Origin of the sequence: Vibrio sp. nBUS_14 (assembly GCF_051201655.1) — a bacterium.
GTDB lineage: Bacteria > Pseudomonadota > Gammaproteobacteria > Enterobacterales > Vibrionaceae > Vibrio.
The window spans coordinates 1,697,169-1,717,343 of record NZ_CP179206.1 but is presented as its reverse complement, the minus strand read 5'-3'; the positions used below and the strand labels follow the sequence as shown (position 1 = coordinate 1,717,343).

Annotated in this window: 16 protein-coding genes and 2 pseudogenes; 7 read left to right on the top strand and 11 right to left on the bottom strand. The window is 43.3% G+C overall.

What is annotated here, in order from left to right; translation table 11 throughout:
* Positions 1–215: 215 nt before the first annotated feature.
* Entirely contained in the window at positions 216–512 is a 297-nt protein-coding gene (ihfA, locus tag ACMAZD_RS08045; RefSeq protein WP_004734853.1) for an integration host factor subunit alpha, read from the bottom strand.
* Between the two features lie 638 nt (positions 513–1,150).
* On the opposite strand from ihfA, the gene ACMAZD_RS08040 reads away from it, so the two are divergent.
* The 4 genes from ACMAZD_RS08040 to ACMAZD_RS08025 all read left to right on the top strand — a co-directional run bounded on the left by ACMAZD_RS08040 (position 1,151) and on the right by ACMAZD_RS08025 (position 4,664).
* On the top strand, positions 1,151–1,609 hold the full coding sequence (locus ACMAZD_RS08040; RefSeq protein WP_286298145.1) for a Fur family transcriptional regulator: 459 nt from the start codon (positions 1,151–1,153) through the stop codon (positions 1,607–1,609).
* Positions 1,610–1,686: 77 nt separating this feature from the next.
* Positions 1,687–3,066: a dihydroorotase gene (locus ACMAZD_RS08035; RefSeq protein ID WP_435249213.1), complete on the top strand. Its 1,380-nt coding sequence runs from the start codon at positions 1,687–1,689 to the stop codon at positions 3,064–3,066.
* Between the two features lie 37 nt (positions 3,067–3,103).
* The gene (locus tag ACMAZD_RS08030) at positions 3,104–3,664 is read left to right on the top strand and encodes a carbonate dehydratase (protein WP_102431767.1); all 561 of its coding nucleotides are present in this window, start codon (positions 3,104–3,106) and stop codon (positions 3,662–3,664) included.
* Entirely contained in the window at positions 3,654–4,664 is a 1,011-nt protein-coding gene (locus ACMAZD_RS08025) for a CobW family GTP-binding protein (RefSeq protein WP_435249212.1), read from the top strand. The genes ACMAZD_RS08030 and ACMAZD_RS08025 overlap by 11 nt, the downstream gene beginning before the upstream one ends.
* 173 nt (positions 4,665–4,837) lie before the next feature.
* Here the strand turns inward: ACMAZD_RS08025 and ACMAZD_RS08020 are convergent, their stop codons facing one another.
* Positions 4,838–5,734 (bottom strand): EamA family transporter, encoded by an 897-nt coding sequence (locus ACMAZD_RS08020; RefSeq protein WP_435249211.1) that lies wholly within the window; start codon positions 5,732–5,734, stop codon positions 4,838–4,840.
* 103 nt (positions 5,735–5,837) lie between these two features.
* On the opposite strand from ACMAZD_RS08020, the gene ACMAZD_RS08015 reads away from it, so the two are divergent.
* Both ACMAZD_RS08015 and ACMAZD_RS08010 read left to right on the top strand, forming a co-directional pair.
* Positions 5,838–7,226: a PLP-dependent aminotransferase family protein gene (locus ACMAZD_RS08015; RefSeq protein ID WP_435249210.1), complete on the top strand. Its 1,389-nt coding sequence runs from the start codon at positions 5,838–5,840 to the stop codon at positions 7,224–7,226.
* 244 nt (positions 7,227–7,470) lie between these two features.
* A pseudogene (locus tag ACMAZD_RS08010) lies at positions 7,471–7,626 on the top strand (alpha-hydroxyketone-type quorum-sensing autoinducer synthase); the annotation flags it as partial.
* Positions 7,627–7,823: 197 nt separating this feature from the next.
* Here the strand turns inward: ACMAZD_RS08010 and ACMAZD_RS08005 are convergent.
* From ACMAZD_RS08005 to ACMAZD_RS07990, 4 genes are all read right to left on the bottom strand, one after another.
* The gene (locus ACMAZD_RS08005; protein WP_435249209.1) at positions 7,824–8,687 is read right to left on the bottom strand and encodes an AraC family transcriptional regulator; all 864 of its coding nucleotides are present in this window, start codon (positions 8,685–8,687) and stop codon (positions 7,824–7,826) included.
* 291 nt (positions 8,688–8,978) lie between these two features.
* Positions 8,979–10,748, bottom strand: a complete 1,770-nt coding sequence (locus tag ACMAZD_RS08000; protein WP_435249208.1) for an ABC-F family ATP-binding cassette domain-containing protein — start codon at positions 10,746–10,748, stop codon at positions 8,979–8,981.
* 322 nt (positions 10,749–11,070) lie between these two features.
* Positions 11,071–11,886 carry a TauD/TfdA dioxygenase family protein gene (locus ACMAZD_RS07995; protein WP_435249207.1) on the bottom strand — a complete coding sequence of 272 codons (816 nt, stop codon included), beginning with the start codon at positions 11,884–11,886 and terminating at the stop codon, positions 11,071–11,073.
* Between the two features lie 467 nt (positions 11,887–12,353).
* On the bottom strand, positions 12,354–13,946 hold the full coding sequence (locus ACMAZD_RS07990; RefSeq protein ID WP_435249206.1) for a S8 family peptidase: 1,593 nt from the start codon (positions 13,944–13,946) through the stop codon (positions 12,354–12,356).
* A 423-nt stretch (positions 13,947–14,369) separates the two neighbouring features.
* Between ACMAZD_RS07990 and ACMAZD_RS07985 the strand changes: the two genes are divergently transcribed.
* Complete coding sequence (locus ACMAZD_RS07985; protein WP_435249205.1) at positions 14,370–15,239, top strand: alpha/beta fold hydrolase; 870 nt, start codon at positions 14,370–14,372, stop codon at positions 15,237–15,239.
* Positions 15,240–15,507: 268 nt separating this feature from the next.
* On the opposite strand, the pseudogene ACMAZD_RS07980 reads toward ACMAZD_RS07985, so the two are convergent.
* From ACMAZD_RS07980 to ACMAZD_RS07960, 5 genes and pseudogenes are all read right to left on the bottom strand, one after another.
* A pseudogene (locus ACMAZD_RS07980) lies at positions 15,508–15,609 on the bottom strand (IS6 family transposase); the annotation flags it as partial.
* 167 nt (positions 15,610–15,776) lie between these two features.
* The gene (locus tag ACMAZD_RS07975) at positions 15,777–17,123 is read right to left on the bottom strand and encodes an MATE family efflux transporter (RefSeq protein WP_435249204.1); all 1,347 of its coding nucleotides are present in this window, start codon (positions 17,121–17,123) and stop codon (positions 15,777–15,779) included.
* Positions 17,124–17,127: 4 nt separating this feature from the next.
* Positions 17,128–17,436: a hypothetical protein gene (locus ACMAZD_RS07970; RefSeq protein ID WP_435249203.1), complete on the bottom strand. Its 309-nt coding sequence runs from the start codon at positions 17,434–17,436 to the stop codon at positions 17,128–17,130.
* The gene (locus ACMAZD_RS07965) at positions 17,396–17,782 is read right to left on the bottom strand and encodes a hypothetical protein (protein WP_435249202.1); all 387 of its coding nucleotides are present in this window, start codon (positions 17,780–17,782) and stop codon (positions 17,396–17,398) included. The genes ACMAZD_RS07970 and ACMAZD_RS07965 overlap by 41 nt, the downstream gene beginning before the upstream one ends.
* Before the next feature lie 140 nt (positions 17,783–17,922).
* On the bottom strand, positions 17,923–20,028 hold the full coding sequence (locus ACMAZD_RS07960) for a TonB-dependent receptor (RefSeq protein WP_435249201.1): 2,106 nt from the start codon (positions 20,026–20,028) through the stop codon (positions 17,923–17,925).
* Positions 20,029–20,175: the final 147 nt, after the last annotated feature.

Genomic DNA, 20,175 nt, shown 5'->3' with positions numbered 1-20,175 from the left:
AACCTGAAAAGGGTTCAGACAGAAAAGCAAAGTATAAGAGAGAAGTTCAGAGAGCAAATAAGATGTGGCGAAACGAGAGGATCTAATCGACTTAAGATACCCGCATAGGAAACGGGACTGTTCTCGTTCCAAAGAGATGTTTGAAGTGAGACGATTACTGGAGGTTAAATGAGCCAGATACAAAAAGACCACGCTAGGCGTGGTCTATTGCTTGGCTACTTCTCGATTTTAATATTCTCGACACGGGCCTTTAGTTTTTGTCCCGGTCTAAAAGTAACAACACGTCGAGCAGAAATTGGAATGTCTTCACCAGTTTTCGGGTTACGACCAGGTCGCTCGTTTTTCTCGCGAAGATCAAAATTACCAAAACCAGACAGTTTTACCTGTTCGCCATTTTCGAGTGCTTTACGAACTTCTTCGAAAAACACTTCAACCGTTTCCTTGGCATCCCGCTTGCTGTATCCGAGTGTCTCAAACAGGTTCTCAGCCAAATCGGCCTTCGTGAGTGCCATAAAACTTTCCTCAAAGCTATGTTAAACATTGCTACCATCGCCAGTAGCGCCAAAGCATTTACCCTATTCAATCAATGAGATAAGGTCATTTACAAGGAAAGTGTATGCCAAGCTTCTGATTTTCGCCAACTTTTTTATCTCAACTATTTAATTATTCTTTCAAATCAGAAAGATAAGCCACTCCTAAATTCACATATATGGCTAAAAAACATCTACTAACGCACAACAAAATAGAATAATATGCTATTAATAGCGCTTAATATGGAATTTATAACTTTTGTTTCCTAAATATTAATTTAAGAGAATTTTCTCCTATGTTCAATAAAATCAGCGACTTGATTTGATATCAAACTCAACAGAGGTTACTAAATGAGCATTCTTAAATATAAGATTAGTATCATTTCAGGATTTAATTCGATTGGGTCAATACTGACTATTGATATGTTGCACGCTCCTGGACGTTTTAAAACCGTATTTTCAACCAGAACTCACTATTCAACTCAACAACCGCCTCGGCACCTTATCTCATCCACAACCAATATTACTCACACTTAGCTTAAGCAAAGCAAAAAGTACGTTTCACACCCCTCTTTGTTATGTTATAACATACCTATATTATTTCTAATTTTGTGGATTTAATGAGAGATCTTGAAGCGATCATTGAACATGTAAAACAGGGCTGTAAGGTCAGTGGCAAACAATTTACGGCCAAAAGACAGTTAATTCTGCGGGCCTTAATACACGCCAACAAAGCACTTTCTGCTTATGAAATCGTTGATTATTGTAAGGAGCACTTTGACCAACATGTTCAAGCTATGTCAGTTTATCGTGTGTTGGAGTTTCTTGAAGAACAACACTTGGCGCACAAACTTAAAGTCTCCAACAAATACATACTCTGCGACCATATCCTTTGCGAACATGAACATGGTATCCCTCAATTTTTAATTTGCTCAAAGTGCGACAAAATCAGCGAGCAAACCATCGACCCTGCCATGATTCATGGGCTTCAATCCCACGCCAAACAAGAAGGTTTCACCGTGGTCAGTCCTCAATTGGAGATTAACTGCGTGTGCGATGATTGCGCGGAGCATACCTAGCGACATTCCACTTAGCCCAACCTCTAATACATTCAAAATTACCTTAGCCTTAATCAGAAAGGAGACACTGAAACGCTATGTCAGTAACGCTCATCAAAAATGCCCGAGTGGTCAATGAAGGTACCGTGACTAAGACCGACGTGTTAATCGTTGGTCACCGAATTGAAAAAATCGCGGATGATATCAAGCCAGAACTAAACGATGAGGTCATTGACGCGCAAGGCTGTTACCTCATCCCAGGGATGATTGACGACCAAGTTCACTTTCGTGAACCGGGATTAACACACAAAGGTTCAATCGCCACAGAGTCACGAGCAGCGGTTTCAGGCGGTATTACCAGTTATATGGAGATGCCAAACGTAAACCCTGCTACAACGACCATTGAAGCCTTAGAAAGAAAGTTTGATATTGCATCACAAAACTCGATGGCAAATTACTCGTTTTATCTCGGAGCAACTGAAGACAACCTCGAACAGATTAAGCGACTCGACCCGACTAAACACTGCGGTGTGAAGGTGTTTATGGGCGCTTCGACCGGCGACTTGTTGGTTGAAGATCCTCAAGCGCTCGATGCCATATTTCGTGATTCTCCCGTCCTTATTGTCACCCATTGCGAAAGCGGGCCAGTGATCGCTAAAAACCAAGAACAATTAAGAAAAGAAAAAGATGTTTTCACGATTGAAGATCACCCAATTATAAGAGATGACCGTGCCTGTTATGCCTCTTCTTCTTACGCGATTGAACTAGCCAAAAAACACAACAGTCAACTTCATGTGTTGCACATCACGACAGCCAAAGAACTCGCTCTGTTTGACGAAGGGCCAATTCAAGACAAGCGCATTACAGCAGAAGCTTGTGTGCACCATCTTTGGTTCAGCAACAAAGATTACGCAGCGCTAGGTAACCAAATCAAATGTAACCCGGCCGTCAAATACCCAAGTGATAGAGACGCCCTATTAGCCGCTTTGAACACGGGGAAAATAGACATCATTGCGACGGATCACGCACCGCATACATGGGAAGAAAAACAAGTTCCTTACGAACAAGCTCCAGCAGGACTACCTTTGGTACAACACGCCCTATTGAGCCTATTTGACCATGTAAGTGCGGGAAACATGACTGTGGCTCAGGTTGTCGAGAAAACCGCACATAACCCAGCTATCCGTTATGCGATACAGAAGCGTGGCTATATTCGTGAGGGTTACTACGCCGACTTAGTGTTAGTCGATCCGCGAGACCCAACCTTGGTCAGCAATGAAAACAGCTTGTATCAATGTGGGTGGTCGCCATTCTCAGGACACGAATTCTCTGCTCAGATTAAGCATACATGGGTAAACGGCATCAAGGTTTATAGCAACCCAGAATCCGCAGACAACAGCACACATACCACTCATTTACCAAATGAGATACCAAACGAAATGCCAACTTCAGCAATGAGGCTGTCATTCAAACGCTAGTTCAGCTGTCATTACCCATAAATAATAAGAACCCAATATGTTAAGAAGAAACCCAAGCGGCCATATGCCAGAAGTATCGGAGACCGCTTTCATTGACCCAACGGCCATCATATGTGGCAAGGTCATCATTGAAGACAACGTATTTATTGGCCCTTACGCCGTGATTCGAGCTGACGAAGTCAATGAACAAGGCGATATGGAAGCCATCGTGATCAAGCGTGATACCAATATTCAAGACGGTGTGGTTATTCACTCAAAAGCTGGCGCTGCCGTCACCATTGGTGAACGCTCATCCATCGCTCATCGCTCGATCATTCATGGTCCTTGTCAGGTCTGTGACGACGTATTTATTGGCTTCAACTCAGTCGTTTTTAATGCGGTGATTGGCAAAGGTTGTGTAATTCGCCATAACTGTGTGGTAGACGGTCACGACTTACCTGAGAGCTTCCATGTACCACCAATGACCAACATCGGTTCAGGGTTTGATTTGAACAATATCTCCAAAGTCCCACCTGAGTACTCTGCGTTTTCGGAGTCGGTCGTTTCAGCAAACCATACCCTTGTTCAAGGTTATCGGAGAATTGCCAATGAGCTCTGATAAAAAGCCTATCTTGGGAGTTCCAACCAATATCATTACCGGCTTTCTCGGCGTAGGTAAAACCACTGCGATTCTCAACCTAATGAAGAATAAGCCCGCAGATGAAAGCTGGGCTATTTTGGTGAACGAATTTGGAGAAATTGGCGTTGATGGCAGTTTGATACAAGGGAGCGACAGCAAACAACAAGTGTTTATTCGTGAAGTGCCTGGCGGTTGTATGTGTTGCGCGGCTGGTTTACCGATGCAGATCGCACTGAATCAACTGCTGTCAGAAGCAAAAGCTGATCGCTTATTGATCGAGCCAACCGGGCTTGGTCACCCTAAAGAAGTGCTAGAAGTCTTGTCTTCAGAGCACTATCGTAAAGTGTTATCACTACAGAAAAACATTACTTTGGTTGATGCCCGCAAGCTCTCTGACACACGCTATTCTGAACATGATACCTTCAATCAGCAAATCACCATTGCCGACACCATTGTGGGTAATAAAGTCGATCTCTACAAAAGTGGCGATGCAGAAAAACTGGCTGAGTACGTCGCACAGGTTTGTCACCCAGACACCAAACTCATATTTGCTCATCACGGTAAGATCCCTTCCGACGAGTTCGATGGAAACACCAATTTTTACCATCATCAAGCTCATGGGCACCATCACTACCATGATCATAAACAAGATAAGCCACTCGCTTCTGAATTACCGATGCCAGAAAGCGGCATGATAAAAGCGAGCAACCAAGGTGAAGGGTTTGAAAGTGTGGGTTGGCGATTCGAGGCTGACAAACTGTTCGACCGCCAGCAACTGCTTAAGGTATTGGTTGGACTCAAAGCCGAACGAATGAAAGCAGTGTTCATCACTCAAAGTGGCATATTTGGTTACAACCTAACGGAAGATGGTCTAACAGAGTGTGAACTTGATGAATGCAATGAAACCAGAATTGAGGTGATTGGGCACCAAATAGAGGAAGGCCTAGAAGGGCAATTGCTTGAGTGTATGGTTACTTGATTGCTTAGTTAATAGAGTTCTTAATTAAGAGCTGGTTAATAAAGTGCAGTTAATTGATTCTTTAAATAACTTCACTTCTACGACATAAAATAAGACCTCGCAAGTGCGAGGTCTTATTTGTTATTCAAAGCATCTGATTTCTATCCGTTTATTGAATGCTGGCCGATTATCAATCACTTTTGTTCTGCGAGTTTCGTTGTAGCTTGGGCATTCGAAGCCTTAGCAGGCTTCACAATCAAACCAATCCCGACTAAGAACAGTACCGATGCGACAACTTGGGCGACTGACAGTACTTCGTCATACATAAAGTAACCACTGATCAATGCAAAGATTGGCACGAGCAAGGTTAACGGTGCGGTCGTGCTTAACGGATATTGGATTAACAACTTATTCCACACCCAGTAACCAAATAGCGTGGTTGGGTAAGCCTGAAACAACACGGCAATCGTTGTGTTCCAATCCCAAAGTTCGATACCCTGCCAAATGATTTGGTCACCGTGCAGCATCACGGCAAACAACACTAATGGAACTGGCGCAAACAGCATTCCCCACACATTAAATGCAAAAGCCTGCTTAGTTTTAGATGCCTTAACAATCACCCCCATTAACGTCCAACTGCACGCTGCGATCATAATAAGAAGCACGCCATTAACGGTGACATTCCCCGTTGCTGCGGAAACCAATACCGCCAAGGCACACATCGCTAACATCGCACCCATTAACTTACGAACCGACGCACTTTCTTTGAAAACCCATACCCCAACAGCCATACCGATTAGCACATTGGTTGAAAGCAATACCGATGAAAGCCCAGAAGAAAGCCCGGCTGTGATTGACCAAGAAGCCATGCCCCAGATACCCACACCAAACACAAAACCATAACTCACTAAATAGCGCCAAGCGATATTCGGTCTCGCTACAAAAAATATCACCGGGATCACCGCTAGCGAGAAACGCGCAGCGGTTGCCAACAACGGATGAACATTTGTCACACCCATTTTTATCATCGAGAAATTGAATCCCCAAATTGCCATCACGAACACCGCTAACAACAAATCATTTCTTTTCATACTGACCCCTCCTTTGTTTTAAAAGAGTATCCCTTGATCAACAGAACCAGTACAGATACAATTATTATAATAAAAACCAGTACAGTTAAGAACGATCGTGACCATGAGTATCTACAGAAAGCTTGCTAATCAATTTATAGATGAGATTGAAACGGGGAAAAGACCCGAAGGTGGACGTATGCCTTCACTGCGCCAGTTAGCCAAACAACAAGCCATCAGCATGTCGACCGTAGTGAGTTGTTACCAAGAGTTAGAATCACAGGGTTGGATTCATTCTCGACCGCAAGCGGGCTATTTTGTATCACCTCATAAGCCTTCTCACTCCACACCGGAATGGGCACAGTTTGAAAGTAAGGTTTCCAGAGTCAGACAAACTTCATCGACTCACAACTCAATCAATGGGCCTTTAGGGGTCTCTAATACCACCAATGATGAACAATCGATTGTTGAACTAGAACGCAGCTTCCGTCGCTCTATCAAACGCATGGGCAACAGGCTCAACCATTATCCTGATACACAGGGCGAGCCGATGTTAAGACAGGCTTTATCTACCCACTTCGCCAAGCTCGATGTGCACTTTTCACCTGAAGAAATGGTGATCACTGCTGGCTGCATGTCGGCAATTAAAGCTGCTCTTGAATCGTGTACCAAAGAAGGTGACACCATTGCCATCAGCTCACCTTGTTTCAACGGTATTCTGGAGTTGCTTGGCAAGATGTCACGTCAGATCATTGAGATCCCGTCTTTGGATGACGGTGTCGACCTACAACAGCTAGAAACACATCTGAAAAACAAACGTGTGGATGCTGCTATCTTCTGTACCTCACATATGAATCCTCAAGGCATCAATATGTCGGCCAGTCAAAAACAAAAACTGGCTAAATTGGCGAATCACTATCGAGTACCAATCATTGAAGACGACGTGTATCTAGAGCTCTCTTACTCATCACACGCACCATTGCCAGCAAAATACTATGACAAAGGTGGATACGTGCTTTGGTGTGGTTCGGTATCGAAAAGTCTATCGCCAAGTTATCGTTTAGGCTGGTGCTTGCCGGGAAGGTACTTGGATGAGTACAAGGCTCAATTTTCTGCCGCGAGCTATGGCGTTGCCCTACCCACTCAACTAGCGGTTGCTGACTTTATCGAATCTGGCCAATACGCCAAGCACGTTAGAAGAAGATGCTCTCAAATCCTCTCGTTGCGTCAGCAATACCTCAACTATTTAACCCAACACCTTCCTCAAGACGTGAAGATAAGTCACCCACAAGGTGGCATGGTGCTTTGGCTACAGATTCCAAATCTGAATCAACCAATTTTTGCTCAAGCCGTTACCGAGAAAAACATTGATATTCGACTTGGACACCTGTTCAGTACTCTTGATCTCTATAGTAACTGCTTACGGATCAACATTGGTTATTCGCTAGAGGGAGCGGCCAAACAACAGCTAGATGACTTGATTAAACTTATCCGACAATGTGTCAGCAAATAGCTTCTGCCCAAGCGTTGAACTTTAATTTTTTCATCGTTATTTGTTATAGAAAAAGGCGTTTATTATTCTGATTTGAACGGGGCTACAGCTCGTTAACGTAACGAAATGTACTTACTTTAAACCCATAAACATTGAGTTTGCAAGGGTGTGCCCATTCATGCAGCTTAGCTAATGAAACCTCATTTTTTGTCGTCAATATACACCCGCCAGCGCTGGCGTTATCCTGTATATGAAGAGGATTATTATGAGTGATAAAACCAAAAATAAACCACTACCTTCCTTTATTGAAGAACGCTTAAACCATTACATTGAAGATCTAATTACCCAGAACGAAAGCCACGAGTATTTGGTTCTAGGTAAGCAGCCCACGGGTAACTCAATTTTGATGCAAAGCAATGACTCGTTTTATGATTGAGTTTTTGTTACAACCTGACGATGATATTACACATCACCTCCGAGCAGTGAGGTTTGAATCAAATATATATCAAGGTTTTGGCTTTTAAACTTAAATTTTGGGCTTGTTTTTTGCTTATAAAAACAAGGCCTCGTGAAAACGAGGCCTCTCAATCGATATGCAATGCTAGTTCAGTAACGAGCCTAACGTATCGGTAGATAGATATGAGTTATCAAATCGCACTCGTCCACTTCATGAACAAGGTTCACATAGTGGAAAAAGCATGGAAAACCCCTTAGCTCCTCTCCGCTTTCAGGTAACCAATTTCGATACAAGTAATAAACCGTGTCACTGATTAGGTCATGGCTTCCTTCATGAATAGCAACAGCGCATCTACCGCCAGGAATAACACCAGACTTCACGCCAAAAGTATTTTCCGGCACATTGCCTTGGTGAACTCCGCAAATGTCAAAACGAAATTCGTCTTCCACGGTGTCGGCTGGGTCTGAATAAGGTACCCCATAAGTGTGGCTCGTTTTTACGGGAGAGAGCCCTGTCGATTTTCTCCAATCAATAAACTTGGCTGCCGTGTTGTAGACAAGCTTAGGGCTTCCCTTATGTTCAATTAAAGCGACTTGTGTTTCACAAAACTCTACGACTTTTACGTCCATTAACCTATCTCCAATTTTCGGTGGGTTAAACTCATACTTTGAATGCCAAGATGGCCAATTGGGTTTTTTTCTAAACTGGGAAGGCGTTTGCCCAAAGTTTCTAGAAAATGCACGAGAAAACGCCTCGAGACTTTCAAAATGGGCTTCAAAAGCAACATCCGTAACACTATGTTCAGGCTCAAAAGCCAATCGAAAAGAAGCTCGTTTTAAGCGCATCAACAGTACATATTGAATGGTGCTAATACCCATGAATGATTTAAAAACACGGTGAAAATGGTATTTAGAGCTCGCGCCAACAGAGCTCAACTCTTCCAAACTCAACGCTTCATCTAAATGGCCATCGATGAAGTCACATACCTTCCGTATTCTTCGTTCATGGTGTTTCACTACATTCATTTTTCTTGTACCCAGCTAAGAATTCGTAGAAATGATACCCACAGAAAATCGCATTCGCCTGACTGAGATTGCGATATTCGCTAGGTAATGTGCTTTTAACACTATGGATAAGTATATGTTTTTATAGAAACGAATGGAGGCTATGTTGATGTAAAAAGGAAATATCTCACGATGAGAAATTGAAAATAGGCTCTTTAGTCGATACAGAGCTAAAGAGCCTTACTTTTCATACTTGGCAGTCACAGTCGAACGGTACTGCTAGCCAATGTACTTAACTAATAGAATCAAAAGCTAACTAAGATCCAATTTCATATTGATACTTACTATTTCTTGCTGCCATTTCTGTTGAAGATCTGGCTTTTGATGTTTTACTTTTCGACACTGGTCTTGTGTCAGTAACGCTTCCAACTCCAACAGCCTTTCCAAAGACAACTCTTCATCGTTTTGAGCCGTCTCTGAGTGATGGTTTTCTCTAGACTCAGATTTGGATAACAACACCGAGCTTGGTGTGGCCTCACTCACCTCTAAGCTAACGACCTGATTACCGACAGACATGGCCTCATAAACCGCATCTAAATAAGTCATTTCCACCAGCTGACCATCATTGATATACCAAAATCGATTGCATGAACTCTCGATGAGTTCTCGATCATGACTGACCAACAACAGGCCTCCTTCAAAATGAGTTAAGCAATGCGCTAGCTCTTCCTTACCTTCGATATCAAGGTGATTCGTTGGTTCATCAAGTAGCAGGAAGTGATACTTAGCCAAAGATAGCGCGACAAACAATAAACGAGAACGCTCGCCACCACTTAATTCTGCGATCTTTTGATCGTGTCTTTCATAAGAAAAACCAGCGCTGATCAGAGCCATTTTTCTTGCTTCCTGCGACACAGGATAAAACGGAGACAGCGAGTCTATTAATGAGTGCTCATCGCACACTTGGTTCAAGCTTTGGTCGTAATAACCGACTTCAGCTTGAGGGTGGAAGTAGCCATTATCTTCAAGTTGAGAGACTTGATAGCTTTCCCATAACACTTTCAACAATGAAGACTTACCCGCGCCATTCTTGCCTAAGATAGCGACACGGTCGCCACTTTTGACTTGCTGGAACAGAATTTCAAACAGTGGCGCTTGGTCTTGCGCGGCTGCTATTGATACCGATGCTAATTCAAGTAAGCGATTGGCCTTCATCGACTCACCTGATAGGCTTAACGTCCATGGTTCAATCGTATCCAAACGGGTCATAGTCGTTCGCAAACCAGCAGCACGTTTCTCCATACTTTTGGCTTTGCGTGCTAGGCCTTCGTTATCGAAATCCCTACCCCAAATAGCTAATCGCTGCGCGCTCTTTTCAATGCGGTTGATCTCTTTTTGTTCCACCTCTTGTCTTTCAGCGTCAGCGCGATCTTTCTCTTCTAACGCCTTTCTTGCTTCAGTGCAGGTTTGGCTGAAATATTGCAGCTTTTTGTCACGTAACACCCAAGTACAATTGGTCACATGGTCGAGTAGCCTTTGGTCATGCGACACCATGACAAAGGTGCCTCTCCAATCCATAATAAATTGCTCTAACCAAAGCAAGGTTGGCAAATCTAAGTGGTTGCTCGGTTCGTCTAGCAGTAGAACATCAGGTTCGACAATTAAGGCTCTTGCCACCAAGACTCGCGCGAATTGACCGCCACTTAAGGTATCAATCGACTGATCCCAATAGCTTTCGTCAAAGCCTAAGTTAGACAAGATGATTTGAGCGCGCCATTGCTCAGAGAGTTGGATCTCAGATGGGAGATTATCGATAACAGCATCAAGCATCGACATGCTCAAAAGGCGTTTGGGGAGATGTTGCTCAATAAGCGCTACTTCGGCATAAGAGGAGAAAGACACACTGCCGATAGAGTCAGGTAAGTCTTTGTTTAATAGACGGAGTAAGGTGCTTTTCCCACACCCATTGCTGCCAATTAGGCCAATACGGTCACCCTTTTTAATGGTGAAAGAAAGCCCATCAAATAAGCGGCATGATGTTAGATCGTAAGAAATAGATGATGTAGATATTAATGTAGTCATTTGTTTACTCAAGTTTCAAGCGCATGAAAGCGCTGTCGTCATTCGCTGACAACAACCAAGTAAACTAGAGTGAAGAAACTCTATAGAAGTTTAGTTTTAAATGCTTCGCTCAAGTTTTGGTTATCGCAGCACGATAGTGTTAAAACTTGAGTTTTGGTCGTACCAAAAAATATGCGCAAAGTTAAACTTACACACTTTCATAAAAATCCTCCTTATTTATATTGAGTTGAACATTAGCGCTAAAAATAAATCACATTTATCGATGAGTCAAAATATTTAGTCGTATTCGACTTGGTCTGAATTTACCCTAAACTTACGTAAGCTAGGTCACCGTGACTCTGTGCATTCTCCTTGGCGTGTCACCGTAATCTATCACCGCGTAATGCTGCGTTACCCTGTTATCCCAGATCGCCATTGAGCCTTTACCCCATTTAAACCGAACTTGAAACTCAGGGCGGCGCGCTATTTCAAACAGCTGACTGAGTAAAGTATCGCTCTCTTGTCGGTCAAGCTCATTGATATAACGCGTAAACTGTTCATTGATATAAAGCGTTTCTTTACCTGTTTCAGGATGAATTTGAACAACCGGGTGAATCACTGGGGGATTGTCTTGAGCCGTTTTGATTAACGACTTATGCCAATCAAGCTCAATCTGATCCGACTCTATGCCCTCAAACGCCACCAACGAATGAGTCGCAGATAAGCCTCTCAGCTTTGCTTTCATGTCTTCATCTAATGAATCAAACACAGCAGTCATCGAGCACCAAATCGTATCCCCTCCCACATTAGGCAGATGCTGAGCATGCAACAACGACGCTTTCGATGGCAATTTGCGCCAGGTTAGATCCGTATGCCAATAGCTTTCCATCGGAGCATTTCCACGCGTTGTTTCTATCACGCTCACCTGAGGTACATGCTCGACGCGAGGAAAAAACGGATGCGCTGGTTCGAGCTGCCCAAATCGTTCTGCAATCATCAAGTGCTGCTCTGGCGCAAGGGTTTGATCATTCAGAAAAATCACTTGATGGGTTAGAAGCGCCTGATAAACCTCATCGAGTTCAGCCGCACTACATATAGCGAGATCGACTCCATGGATACGAGCACCGATATGAGGGGTAATGGGGTCTATTTTCAACATAAATTCGCTTATTGATGATGTAACATTTCAGAGTCAATTTAGATACTGACTATTAAACCGGACAAAGGTGGTTTTTCTTTCAATCCTATTCAACATAAGATGACTTTACTTGGAAAACGTAAAAGGAGCCCCCTAAACTAGCGCTCTTTTCGTTTTTTGATACTTCCTGTATCCCTAGACCAGTCCAATCTGTAGGATTTTCACCGAGAGCTAGATCATCGATATCTCCAGTTGTGTATCACTACTAAACCTAGCATACAAACTTTAAGCTTTTCTGAGATGTAGTCGAAAGTTCGTCTAAGTACCGACAATTCTTGCTTATCAGCCTAAGAACGCAGCGCCATATCCTTTTGTTGCCTGCTACAAACCAAAAAACAAAACCCACAACGAGGTGGGCTTTGACTATCCGGCTTCTGAACTGACTAAACTTGTGAGTAGCTTTTTGAAACCGTCGTTCAAACCTAAACTTAAAAGTTTGCTTGGATCGTCAAACCACTGTAAGCCGAGTATGCATTCAACATCACGTGGTATCTGCCGTTTTGGGTGACATTCACCGTACAAGTCTCGCTGTTGCCAGATCGGTAAGGTCGGCAGTCCCATGTACTAAGCGTTGGTTTATCCCCGAAACGTAGATACAGATCCGCATCGCCTGTTCCACCAATGGTCACCACTGTCAGCTGTTGGCCCTGTTCTAAGTCCATGTAGAAGTAGTCCTTTTGTCCTCGGCTGCCACTTAATCCGTTAACCGGCACGCCAGAGACTAGCTTTCCATCTGGATCAGGCCCAGGAGTTGGACCACCACAATCAGGTTCACAACCGCTGTCTGCCGTGCTATATAATAGTTTATTGGTGGTGCCTCTTGTATCAGAAACCTTATTCTCCGAGGCTCTTGAGTTCAGTAACCCTGCAAGCTGAAGCGGTGTTAAGCCATTGTTTTCTTGTAAGTACAAGGCTGCAACGCCGGCAACATGTGGTGTCGCCATAGAGGTTCCGCTAATCGTTTTATAGCCGCCATCATACCAAGCAGACTTAATTTGAGACCCAGGTGCGAATAGGTCAACACAACTGCCCCAGTTCGAGAAACTTGAACGCGAATCAGAGCTGGTCGTTGAACCCACCGTCACGCCACTTGGTACACGAGCTGGCGATGTATTACACGCATCGGCATTTGAGTTCCCAGCCGCCAGCATGAAGCTCACCCCAGATTGAATCGCGCCTTGCACCGCGCTATCTAATGCAGTGGATTGACCTCCACCTAAACTCATGTTGGCGACCGAAGGCCCTGATGCATTTTGCGCTACCCAATCCACACCAGATATCACGCCAGATGTGGTTCCTGAACCTGAACAGCTAAGCACTCTTACCCCAACAATATTGACGTTTTTAGCCACACCGTACAGGCCGCCGCCAATCGTGCCTGCAACATGGGTACCATGACCATTACAGTCACTAGAATCGGCATCATTATCAACAAAATCATAGCCTGAAACCGATCGTCCACCGAATTCTTCATGATTGTTATTAACACCCGTATCAATCACGTAGGCTGTTACGCCAGAGCCATCAAAATTAGCATTATAGTTTCGGTCCAAAGGAAGATTTCTCTGGTCTATTCGGTCTAGCCCCCAAATCGCATTACTTTGAACCACCTCATTTGAAACAACAGGATCAATACTGAGTATTTGGTCTTGTTCGATGTATTCAACACGAGAGTCGCGTCTAAGCTGCTTTAACTGAAGCGCATCTAAATTCGCCACAAAGCCAATAATGGAACTATCAAAAACATCGTCTGTTTTAATTGAAAACGAATTGGCCATCAGGCCTACCGTCTGTTGAGTGAACTGCTGCAACCCAGCCGCGTCATTCATTAGCATCTGCGGTTGTTTCAATACAACAATATAGCGATCAGTGATCGCATTATCTGATGAAGCCAACACCAGTGGAGCAATAGGTTGTTGTGAGTTTTCAGTCGAATTTATAACAGAACTTTGAGCCAGACTTGATGCAGAATAAATACAAAATGTGGCTGAAATACAACAACTTAATACTTTCTTTAACATAGCTTTTTCCTTGATATTTTAGGTTTGTTGGTTGTTACCTACGACAAACACGAAAATGCAGACAGCTAGCGTTGTACGCTCAATACGTGAAGCAACAGTGTTACAAATTCAACCTAAGACAATACCAATGAGATTGCTTATTAATTTATATTCACCTCACTAGGAACTTCGAGTTGAGTCAAATTATTTTGACAAACTTATGCAAGCACAATTTATATAATTTGATCAAAAGCTCTAATTTTAATAAAAGTTGAATGCATGGATAAAAATGGTGTATGGAAGCGGAATGAACTTGACTATTGATATATAACACACCAAAACACTTTAAAAACCGGAAAACACAGAATTAAAATTACTAACGGTTAATCGTGCTTATAATGAATAAATATTTTTAATTGTACTCGCCGACAGCTTATCTCTATCTTGGATACATTACTCAACACCACAAACCAACGCGAGAAAGTTTTAGAGCGCGATGGATACCAACTCAAAATAGAACAATATGGCAAAGGACCTAACTTATTGATTGTTGGCAGTGTTGATTACTATAAAAGAGTGATCCCAACAACGCTTCACGACCACTTCACCTGCCTGTACCTAGACCATCGAGGCTTCGCTCAAACCGTAAACGACAATCAGAACGACACTATTACTCTGGACATCATTTCCAAGGATATTGAAGCTATCTGCGATTATTTCAGCATTCGTAAAACGAGTATTCTGGGCCATTCAGGTCATGCATACATGGCACTTCATTTTGCCAGTTTGACCGATATCCAGATTAAAAAAGTAATGGTTGTGGGCGCTCCGCCAAATCTATCAGAGGCAATGAAAACTAAGCAATTTATATACTGGGATAACAATGCCTCAAATGAGCGCAAGGAGCTTTTGGATCAGAGCCTTGGAAAACTTGAACAGGACATAAACAAAGAACCTCACAGAAAGTTCGCGCACTTGTGTCGCAGATTAGGGCCTATGCGTTGGGCAGATCCTAGCTTTGATGAGCTTCCCCTTTGGGAGCAAGTTACAACTAATAGAGCACTACTTGATTCACTCTGGGGTGATGCCTTTAGCAAGATAAATCTCGCTACGCTGCCTAATGCTAACCAATTGGATGTTACTGTTGCCATTGGTGAGCTTGATTTTAGCATTGCGCCTTTGGATACGTGGTTGCCTTTAAAAGAGACATTTCGCTCACTGAAGCTAGTGGCGCTTAAAGGTGTATCTCATACCCCTATGCTTGAGTCTCAAGAAGAGTTTATTGATATTATTTGTGCTCACTTACTGGGTTAAACAAACAGCCATCTTCATCGGTAAATCAGACCACCACAAAAAACAGCAAATTAGCAAGACTAAAAATGTTATTCAGGTGCCTATCTGAGCACCTCATTTGATGCGTAAACTTAAAAGATATTGAAGAGTTCGATGAGAACAGAGATTCTCGCCTGTTCCCTCAGCACCACCCAGTAACAACGTAACTAAAATTCAAGCTAGCTACTTATTAAATATTTTGGCATGAAAGGATGCTTGATAGCAGTGCAACTTCCTATGCAGGATGGCCGAAGTGAAAAAACCAGCGATAAATCGTGGTGAGATTAACAGAAATACCTCGCGTTGAAAGTATATCACTCAGATTTGCGTAGCACATGGCAGTAGAGCCAAACTAAAGGACAAGCCATATGGAAAATTTGGAGGTGAAATGTGCCATTTCTATTAAGACCCGGTCATACAACTTTGATTAGCGGTGAACCGTCATTAAAGTCTGACGGTTCCCGAAATTTTGCAACAAGCCCAATAAACACCTGATGAGGAACAATTAATATCAGAGGATTAAAGTGATGTATTTTTATTCTCTAAAACTCGCAAGTTGCGCCACTTCTTACTTTGCCACAACGTAAACATCATCATAGCTTTAATCGCCTCTTCAACCATGTAAACATACCACAAACCTTCTACACCCATATCGAAGTGACGAACCATGACGTAACCCAATGGCAATGCAATTGCGAAAGTAATCGCTAAGTTCCAGAGTACCGGACGATTTACATCCCCTGTCGCTTTCAAGGAGTTAAACAAAATCAGGTTAATGGTGTTGAAAGGTGTCAGGAAAATACTCAAAAGCAGCAAGCTCACCACGCCGTTAACAACTTCTTGATCTTGAGTGAACAACCCAACCAAGGTCTCACCGTTCAGATAGATGAGATAAGCACAGAACATGTTAATCACACACGTAATTACCGAGGTTCGATTAGCACGATTGTAAGCAGACTCATTATCTTGCGAGCCTTTATCGTAACCCACCAAGATTTCATTACCTTGAGAGATAACAAAGCTGATCACGCTCAACAAAGAAGTGATCGTCAGGGTGTACGAACGAGTCAAAACAGCCGTGGTTCCAAGAACGGCAATTAGCGAGACCATCGTCAGTTGATACACGTTGTAGCTCATGCCCTCGCCTACGCTTGGGTAAGAGATTTTGGTGATGCCTTTAACTCGCTCAATAAAGTCCGTCGGCTGCTTGAATACCGAAATTTGCAATTTGGCATGCAAAACGTAAAGCAAGAAACCTATCGAAGCGATGCGCACAATCAAGGTCGACAATGCCGCGCCGTATACTCCCATTTCTGGGAATCCCCAGTAACCATAAATCAACACGTACTCAAAGAAGATATAAACCGCATTGGCAACCAAGCCCATGATAAGGATTTCAACTGTACGCCCAAAACCACGAAGCGCAGCCGTCACCGAGGTGATCACTCCGTTGAAGACCATCGCTCCAGCAATGATATAAACATACGCAATCACATCATTTCGGATTTCATCTGGTGTGTTAACCCAGTCAGCAAAAAAGCCCGCACCTAAAATCAGTACCAGTGTAATAGCACCGCCCAATACTAAACTGCCCTGCACGGCAATCACTGCAATGTTCTTTGCTTTATCGACTTCATCCCTTCCTAAATGCTGAGAGATCAGGATCAATCCGCCAACCGAAAGTAAACCAGAAACATCATAAGCGACACCTAAAATTTGGTTTGCAAGACTCACCGCAGCAGCAAGGTTGTCTGAGTAGCCAGATAGCAAAATGGTGTCTACGAATGTGACACCAATGGAAATAAAGGTGAATAGAAACAGTGGAAGCGTCAGTCGAAATAGACTTTTTCGTTCAAATTGACTCATTTGCTCAATTGCCCCCAAAGCCTTCAACTTTTATTCGCGATGCTTCGATACCATTGTTTAGCAGATACGCTTTCACGACGGTAACGAAAGACTCTGTGCCGCACACAAAATATTGCTTATCAATACCAATCGAACGCTCAATGGCAGGAAACAACGAATCTCGCTTCACTTTAACTACATGATCTTGGTGTTCATTCCATAACTCATCGTAAGCATATCCTTTGCCCGCATAAATCAACTGCCAAGGCGCTTGAATACGGTTGACAATCAAACTACGAATAGCCGTGATACCCACACCACCTGCAATGTACACACATGGTTTCTCGTGGTATATCATCGTTCGTGAAGTCACCTTTGATGGCATAAAAACCCACACGGTCACCCGCTTTTGCATCACGAAACTTATGCTTAAAACGCGTGTTAGATGCTAAGTCCATTGTGATTTTAATGGAGCTTTCACTTGGTGCGTTCGCGAATGACATATCACGAACGTCGTGATTGTTGATATGACCACTGGGGGCCACAACATGGGCATAATAGCCAGCATAAAAATGCAAATCGGCTGGTTTTTCGATATCATAAGTATAGACATCATTGTATTCATTTTTGATCGCTAAAATCTTGAATTCTTGAAGGTCTACGCCTGGATAACCTCGCATTCGAAAGACCCAGAAATAGATCGGTCTGATCAGGCTTTTAATAAATTCCATAACGCTCAAGTATCGCTATCGCTGCGTACTTCCATATAAAAATCTCGGCGAGGAAATTCGCCGAGTTGAGTTAGTTTAATACGATTCGCTTAGTAACGGTATGTGCCACGAATACCAAATTCTCGTGGGTTACCAGCTTGAACCATCGGGTTACCTGAAGCGCCAGTAAATTGGCTAGTAACGTAGAATTCATCGGTTAGGTTATCAACGTAGGCTTCGATCAAGAAGTCACTTACTTCGTAACCTGCATTTAGGTTAACCAAGGTTCTTGAATCCAGTTTCTCAGTGTTCGCTTGGTCTGCGTATTGCTCACCTTGGTAGTTCACATTACCACCTAAGTACAAGTTATCCATCACGTAGTAACGACCACCAAGTGACGTTGTAAAACTTGGGCTAAACGCAAGTTCATTACCTGAGTAGTCTTGTGCATTACCTGTATTGTCCGTTGCTTTGTAATCATCGAACTCAGCTTTAGACAAGCCTAGGTTGTAGTAAAGCGATAGGTCTGCTGTTGGGTAATACTGAACTTCAAACTCAGCACCGTAAAGCTTTGAAGAACCTGCGTTAGTCGTTGGAATGTCACCCGTTGGCAGAGCTTGATCAGAACGAAGCTGTTGATCAGTCCAATCGCCGTAGTAGACGTTCGCATTCACAATCAAGCTGGTGTCTAGCCACTCAGAACGTAACGCCAGTTCGTACATGTCTAGGTATTCTGGAGCAAATTGGTTCACGCCTGTAGACAGTAGCTCTGAGCCGCCCACGCGGTAACCACGGCTATAGAATGCACTCACATTTACATTGTCTGTTACGTAGTTCGTGACACCCAAGCTTGGCAAGAAGGCATCGTAATCTGCATCATAGCTATTACCACCAGCTACGTTGCCTTGCTTCTCGTTATCGTAACGCAAGCCTGCAGACACTACCCAAGCTGGTGCAAACTCGTAATCCGCTTCAGCAAATAGCGCGTAGCCTGTTGTTTTACCATTGAACTTGCTGTCCAGCGGAATTTCAACTGGCGAACCAAAAACTTCACCTGTGTAGGTATAAAGGTTGTTGTTCACAAGGTCGACTTTCGTGAAGTAACCACCTAAGCTGGTTTTCAACTTGGCATCAGTGTAGTTAAAGCGGACTTCTTGGCTAAAGCTTTCATCTTTAGAGTCAAAATCACCGTTGATATCTACCGGGATAACCATTGGGAATGGCGAACCGATGATGTCTTTGATATCCAACTCAGCGTGGTCATATGTCAAAGAAGTTCGCTCGCCCTCCAAATAAGACGTAATCGACTTCACCGACCAAGTATCGTTGATCGCATAGCCTGCAGTTAAGGACGTTGTCAGAATCTCGTAACGCGTAAACTCATTCACTTTTGAATGGCTTGTGCGATCTTCAATATTATCGCCAGGAGCAACTTCATAGTAGTCGCGGCCTTCTGTCACCTGACCACTTTGAATCATCAAGTTAACCGACAAACGATCATTTGGCGTGAATAAAACCTGACCGCGAACATTGTGATCACGAGAAGAGTCATAGCGGTCATCATTTAGCACGTCGTTATCTACGTAGCCGTCAGCTTCAGAGTAAGTGCCCGTCAAGCGTACAGCAACAGTATCTGACAATGGGATGTTCACCATACCGTTGTATGTTTGGCGACCATCGTTGCCAATATCAGCTTGTACTGCACTTTCGAAACCAGCTGTGTCTGGGCGCTTAGTTTGTACTGATACCGCACCTAGAAGTGAGTTGCGACCAAAGTTGGTTGATTGTGGGCCACGGAAGACTTCTACCTGCTCCACATCCCAGAGGTTTTTAGGGCCAAATTTAGAAGCAAAACCCGAGTAAGCAACATCATCAATAAACAGGGTTGCAATATCGCTCGTACCGCCGCCTGTAGATTTTGAGTTCTGTGTAACACCACGAATACCAAACTGGTCGCCATTATCAACCGAGTAAACATTCGCTGTATAGTTATATACATCGTTAAGATCTTTGATACCCACTTCGTCCATAACTTCGGCGTCGAGTATCGCCACACTTTCTTTCGTTTCTTGAGTTGTACGCTCAATCTTTTGACCATATACCGTCACAGTTTCGATCTGTGATTTTTCTTGAATATCGGCCGCAAAAGCATAAGCAGAAAAAAACGTCAGTATGGTGGGTGATAAAAGAAATGACCCAGAGGTTAACTTACACAAAATAGCGCCCTTAATTTAGCTAGCAAAATAAGGCCCATAATCTTAATGATAATCATTCCCATTTCAAATCGTATTTAATAGTTAAATTAACGTTGAACCACTGGAAAAACCGAAATTATAAGCCTTACAACCCAACCTAATGACAAA

What these genes read in the sequence shown, in the direction of transcription:
- ACMAZD_RS08015 (WP_435249210.1), top strand. Translation starts at nt 5,838, where the DNA reads ATGAGTATCTACAGAAAGCTTGCTAATCAATTTATAGATGAGATTGAA.
- ACMAZD_RS08025 (WP_435249212.1), top strand. Translation starts at nt 3,654, where the DNA reads ATGAGCTCTGATAAAAAGCCTATCTTGGGAGTTCCAACCAATATCATT.
- ACMAZD_RS07975 (WP_435249204.1), bottom strand. Translation starts at nt 17,123, where the DNA reads ATGAGTCAATTTGAACGAAAAAGTCTATTTCGACTGACGCTTCCACTG.
- ACMAZD_RS08040 (WP_286298145.1), top strand. Translation starts at nt 1,151, where the DNA reads ATGAGAGATCTTGAAGCGATCATTGAACATGTAAAACAGGGCTGTAAG.
- ACMAZD_RS08005 (WP_435249209.1), bottom strand. Translation starts at nt 8,687, where the DNA reads ATGAATGTAGTGAAACACCATGAACGAAGAATACGGAAGGTATGTGAC.
- ACMAZD_RS07965 (WP_435249202.1), bottom strand. Translation starts at nt 17,782, where the DNA reads ATGCGAGGTTATCCAGGCGTAGACCTTCAAGAATTCAAGATTTTAGCG.
- ACMAZD_RS08030 (WP_102431767.1), top strand. Translation starts at nt 3,104, where the DNA reads ATGTTAAGAAGAAACCCAAGCGGCCATATGCCAGAAGTATCGGAGACC.
- ACMAZD_RS07990 (WP_435249206.1), bottom strand. Translation starts at nt 13,946, where the DNA reads ATGTTAAAGAAAGTATTAAGTTGTTGTATTTCAGCCACATTTTGTATT.
- ACMAZD_RS08000 (WP_435249208.1), bottom strand. Translation starts at nt 10,748, where the DNA reads ATGACTACATTAATATCTACATCATCTATTTCTTACGATCTAACATCA.
- ACMAZD_RS07995 (WP_435249207.1), bottom strand. Translation starts at nt 11,886, where the DNA reads ATGTTGAAAATAGACCCCATTACCCCTCATATCGGTGCTCGTATCCAT.
- ACMAZD_RS08035 (WP_435249213.1), top strand. Translation starts at nt 1,687, where the DNA reads ATGTCAGTAACGCTCATCAAAAATGCCCGAGTGGTCAATGAAGGTACC.
- ihfA (WP_004734853.1), bottom strand. Translation starts at nt 512, where the DNA reads ATGGCACTCACGAAGGCCGATTTGGCTGAGAACCTGTTTGAGACACTC.
- ACMAZD_RS08020 (WP_435249211.1), bottom strand. Translation starts at nt 5,734, where the DNA reads ATGAAAAGAAATGATTTGTTGTTAGCGGTGTTCGTGATGGCAATTTGG.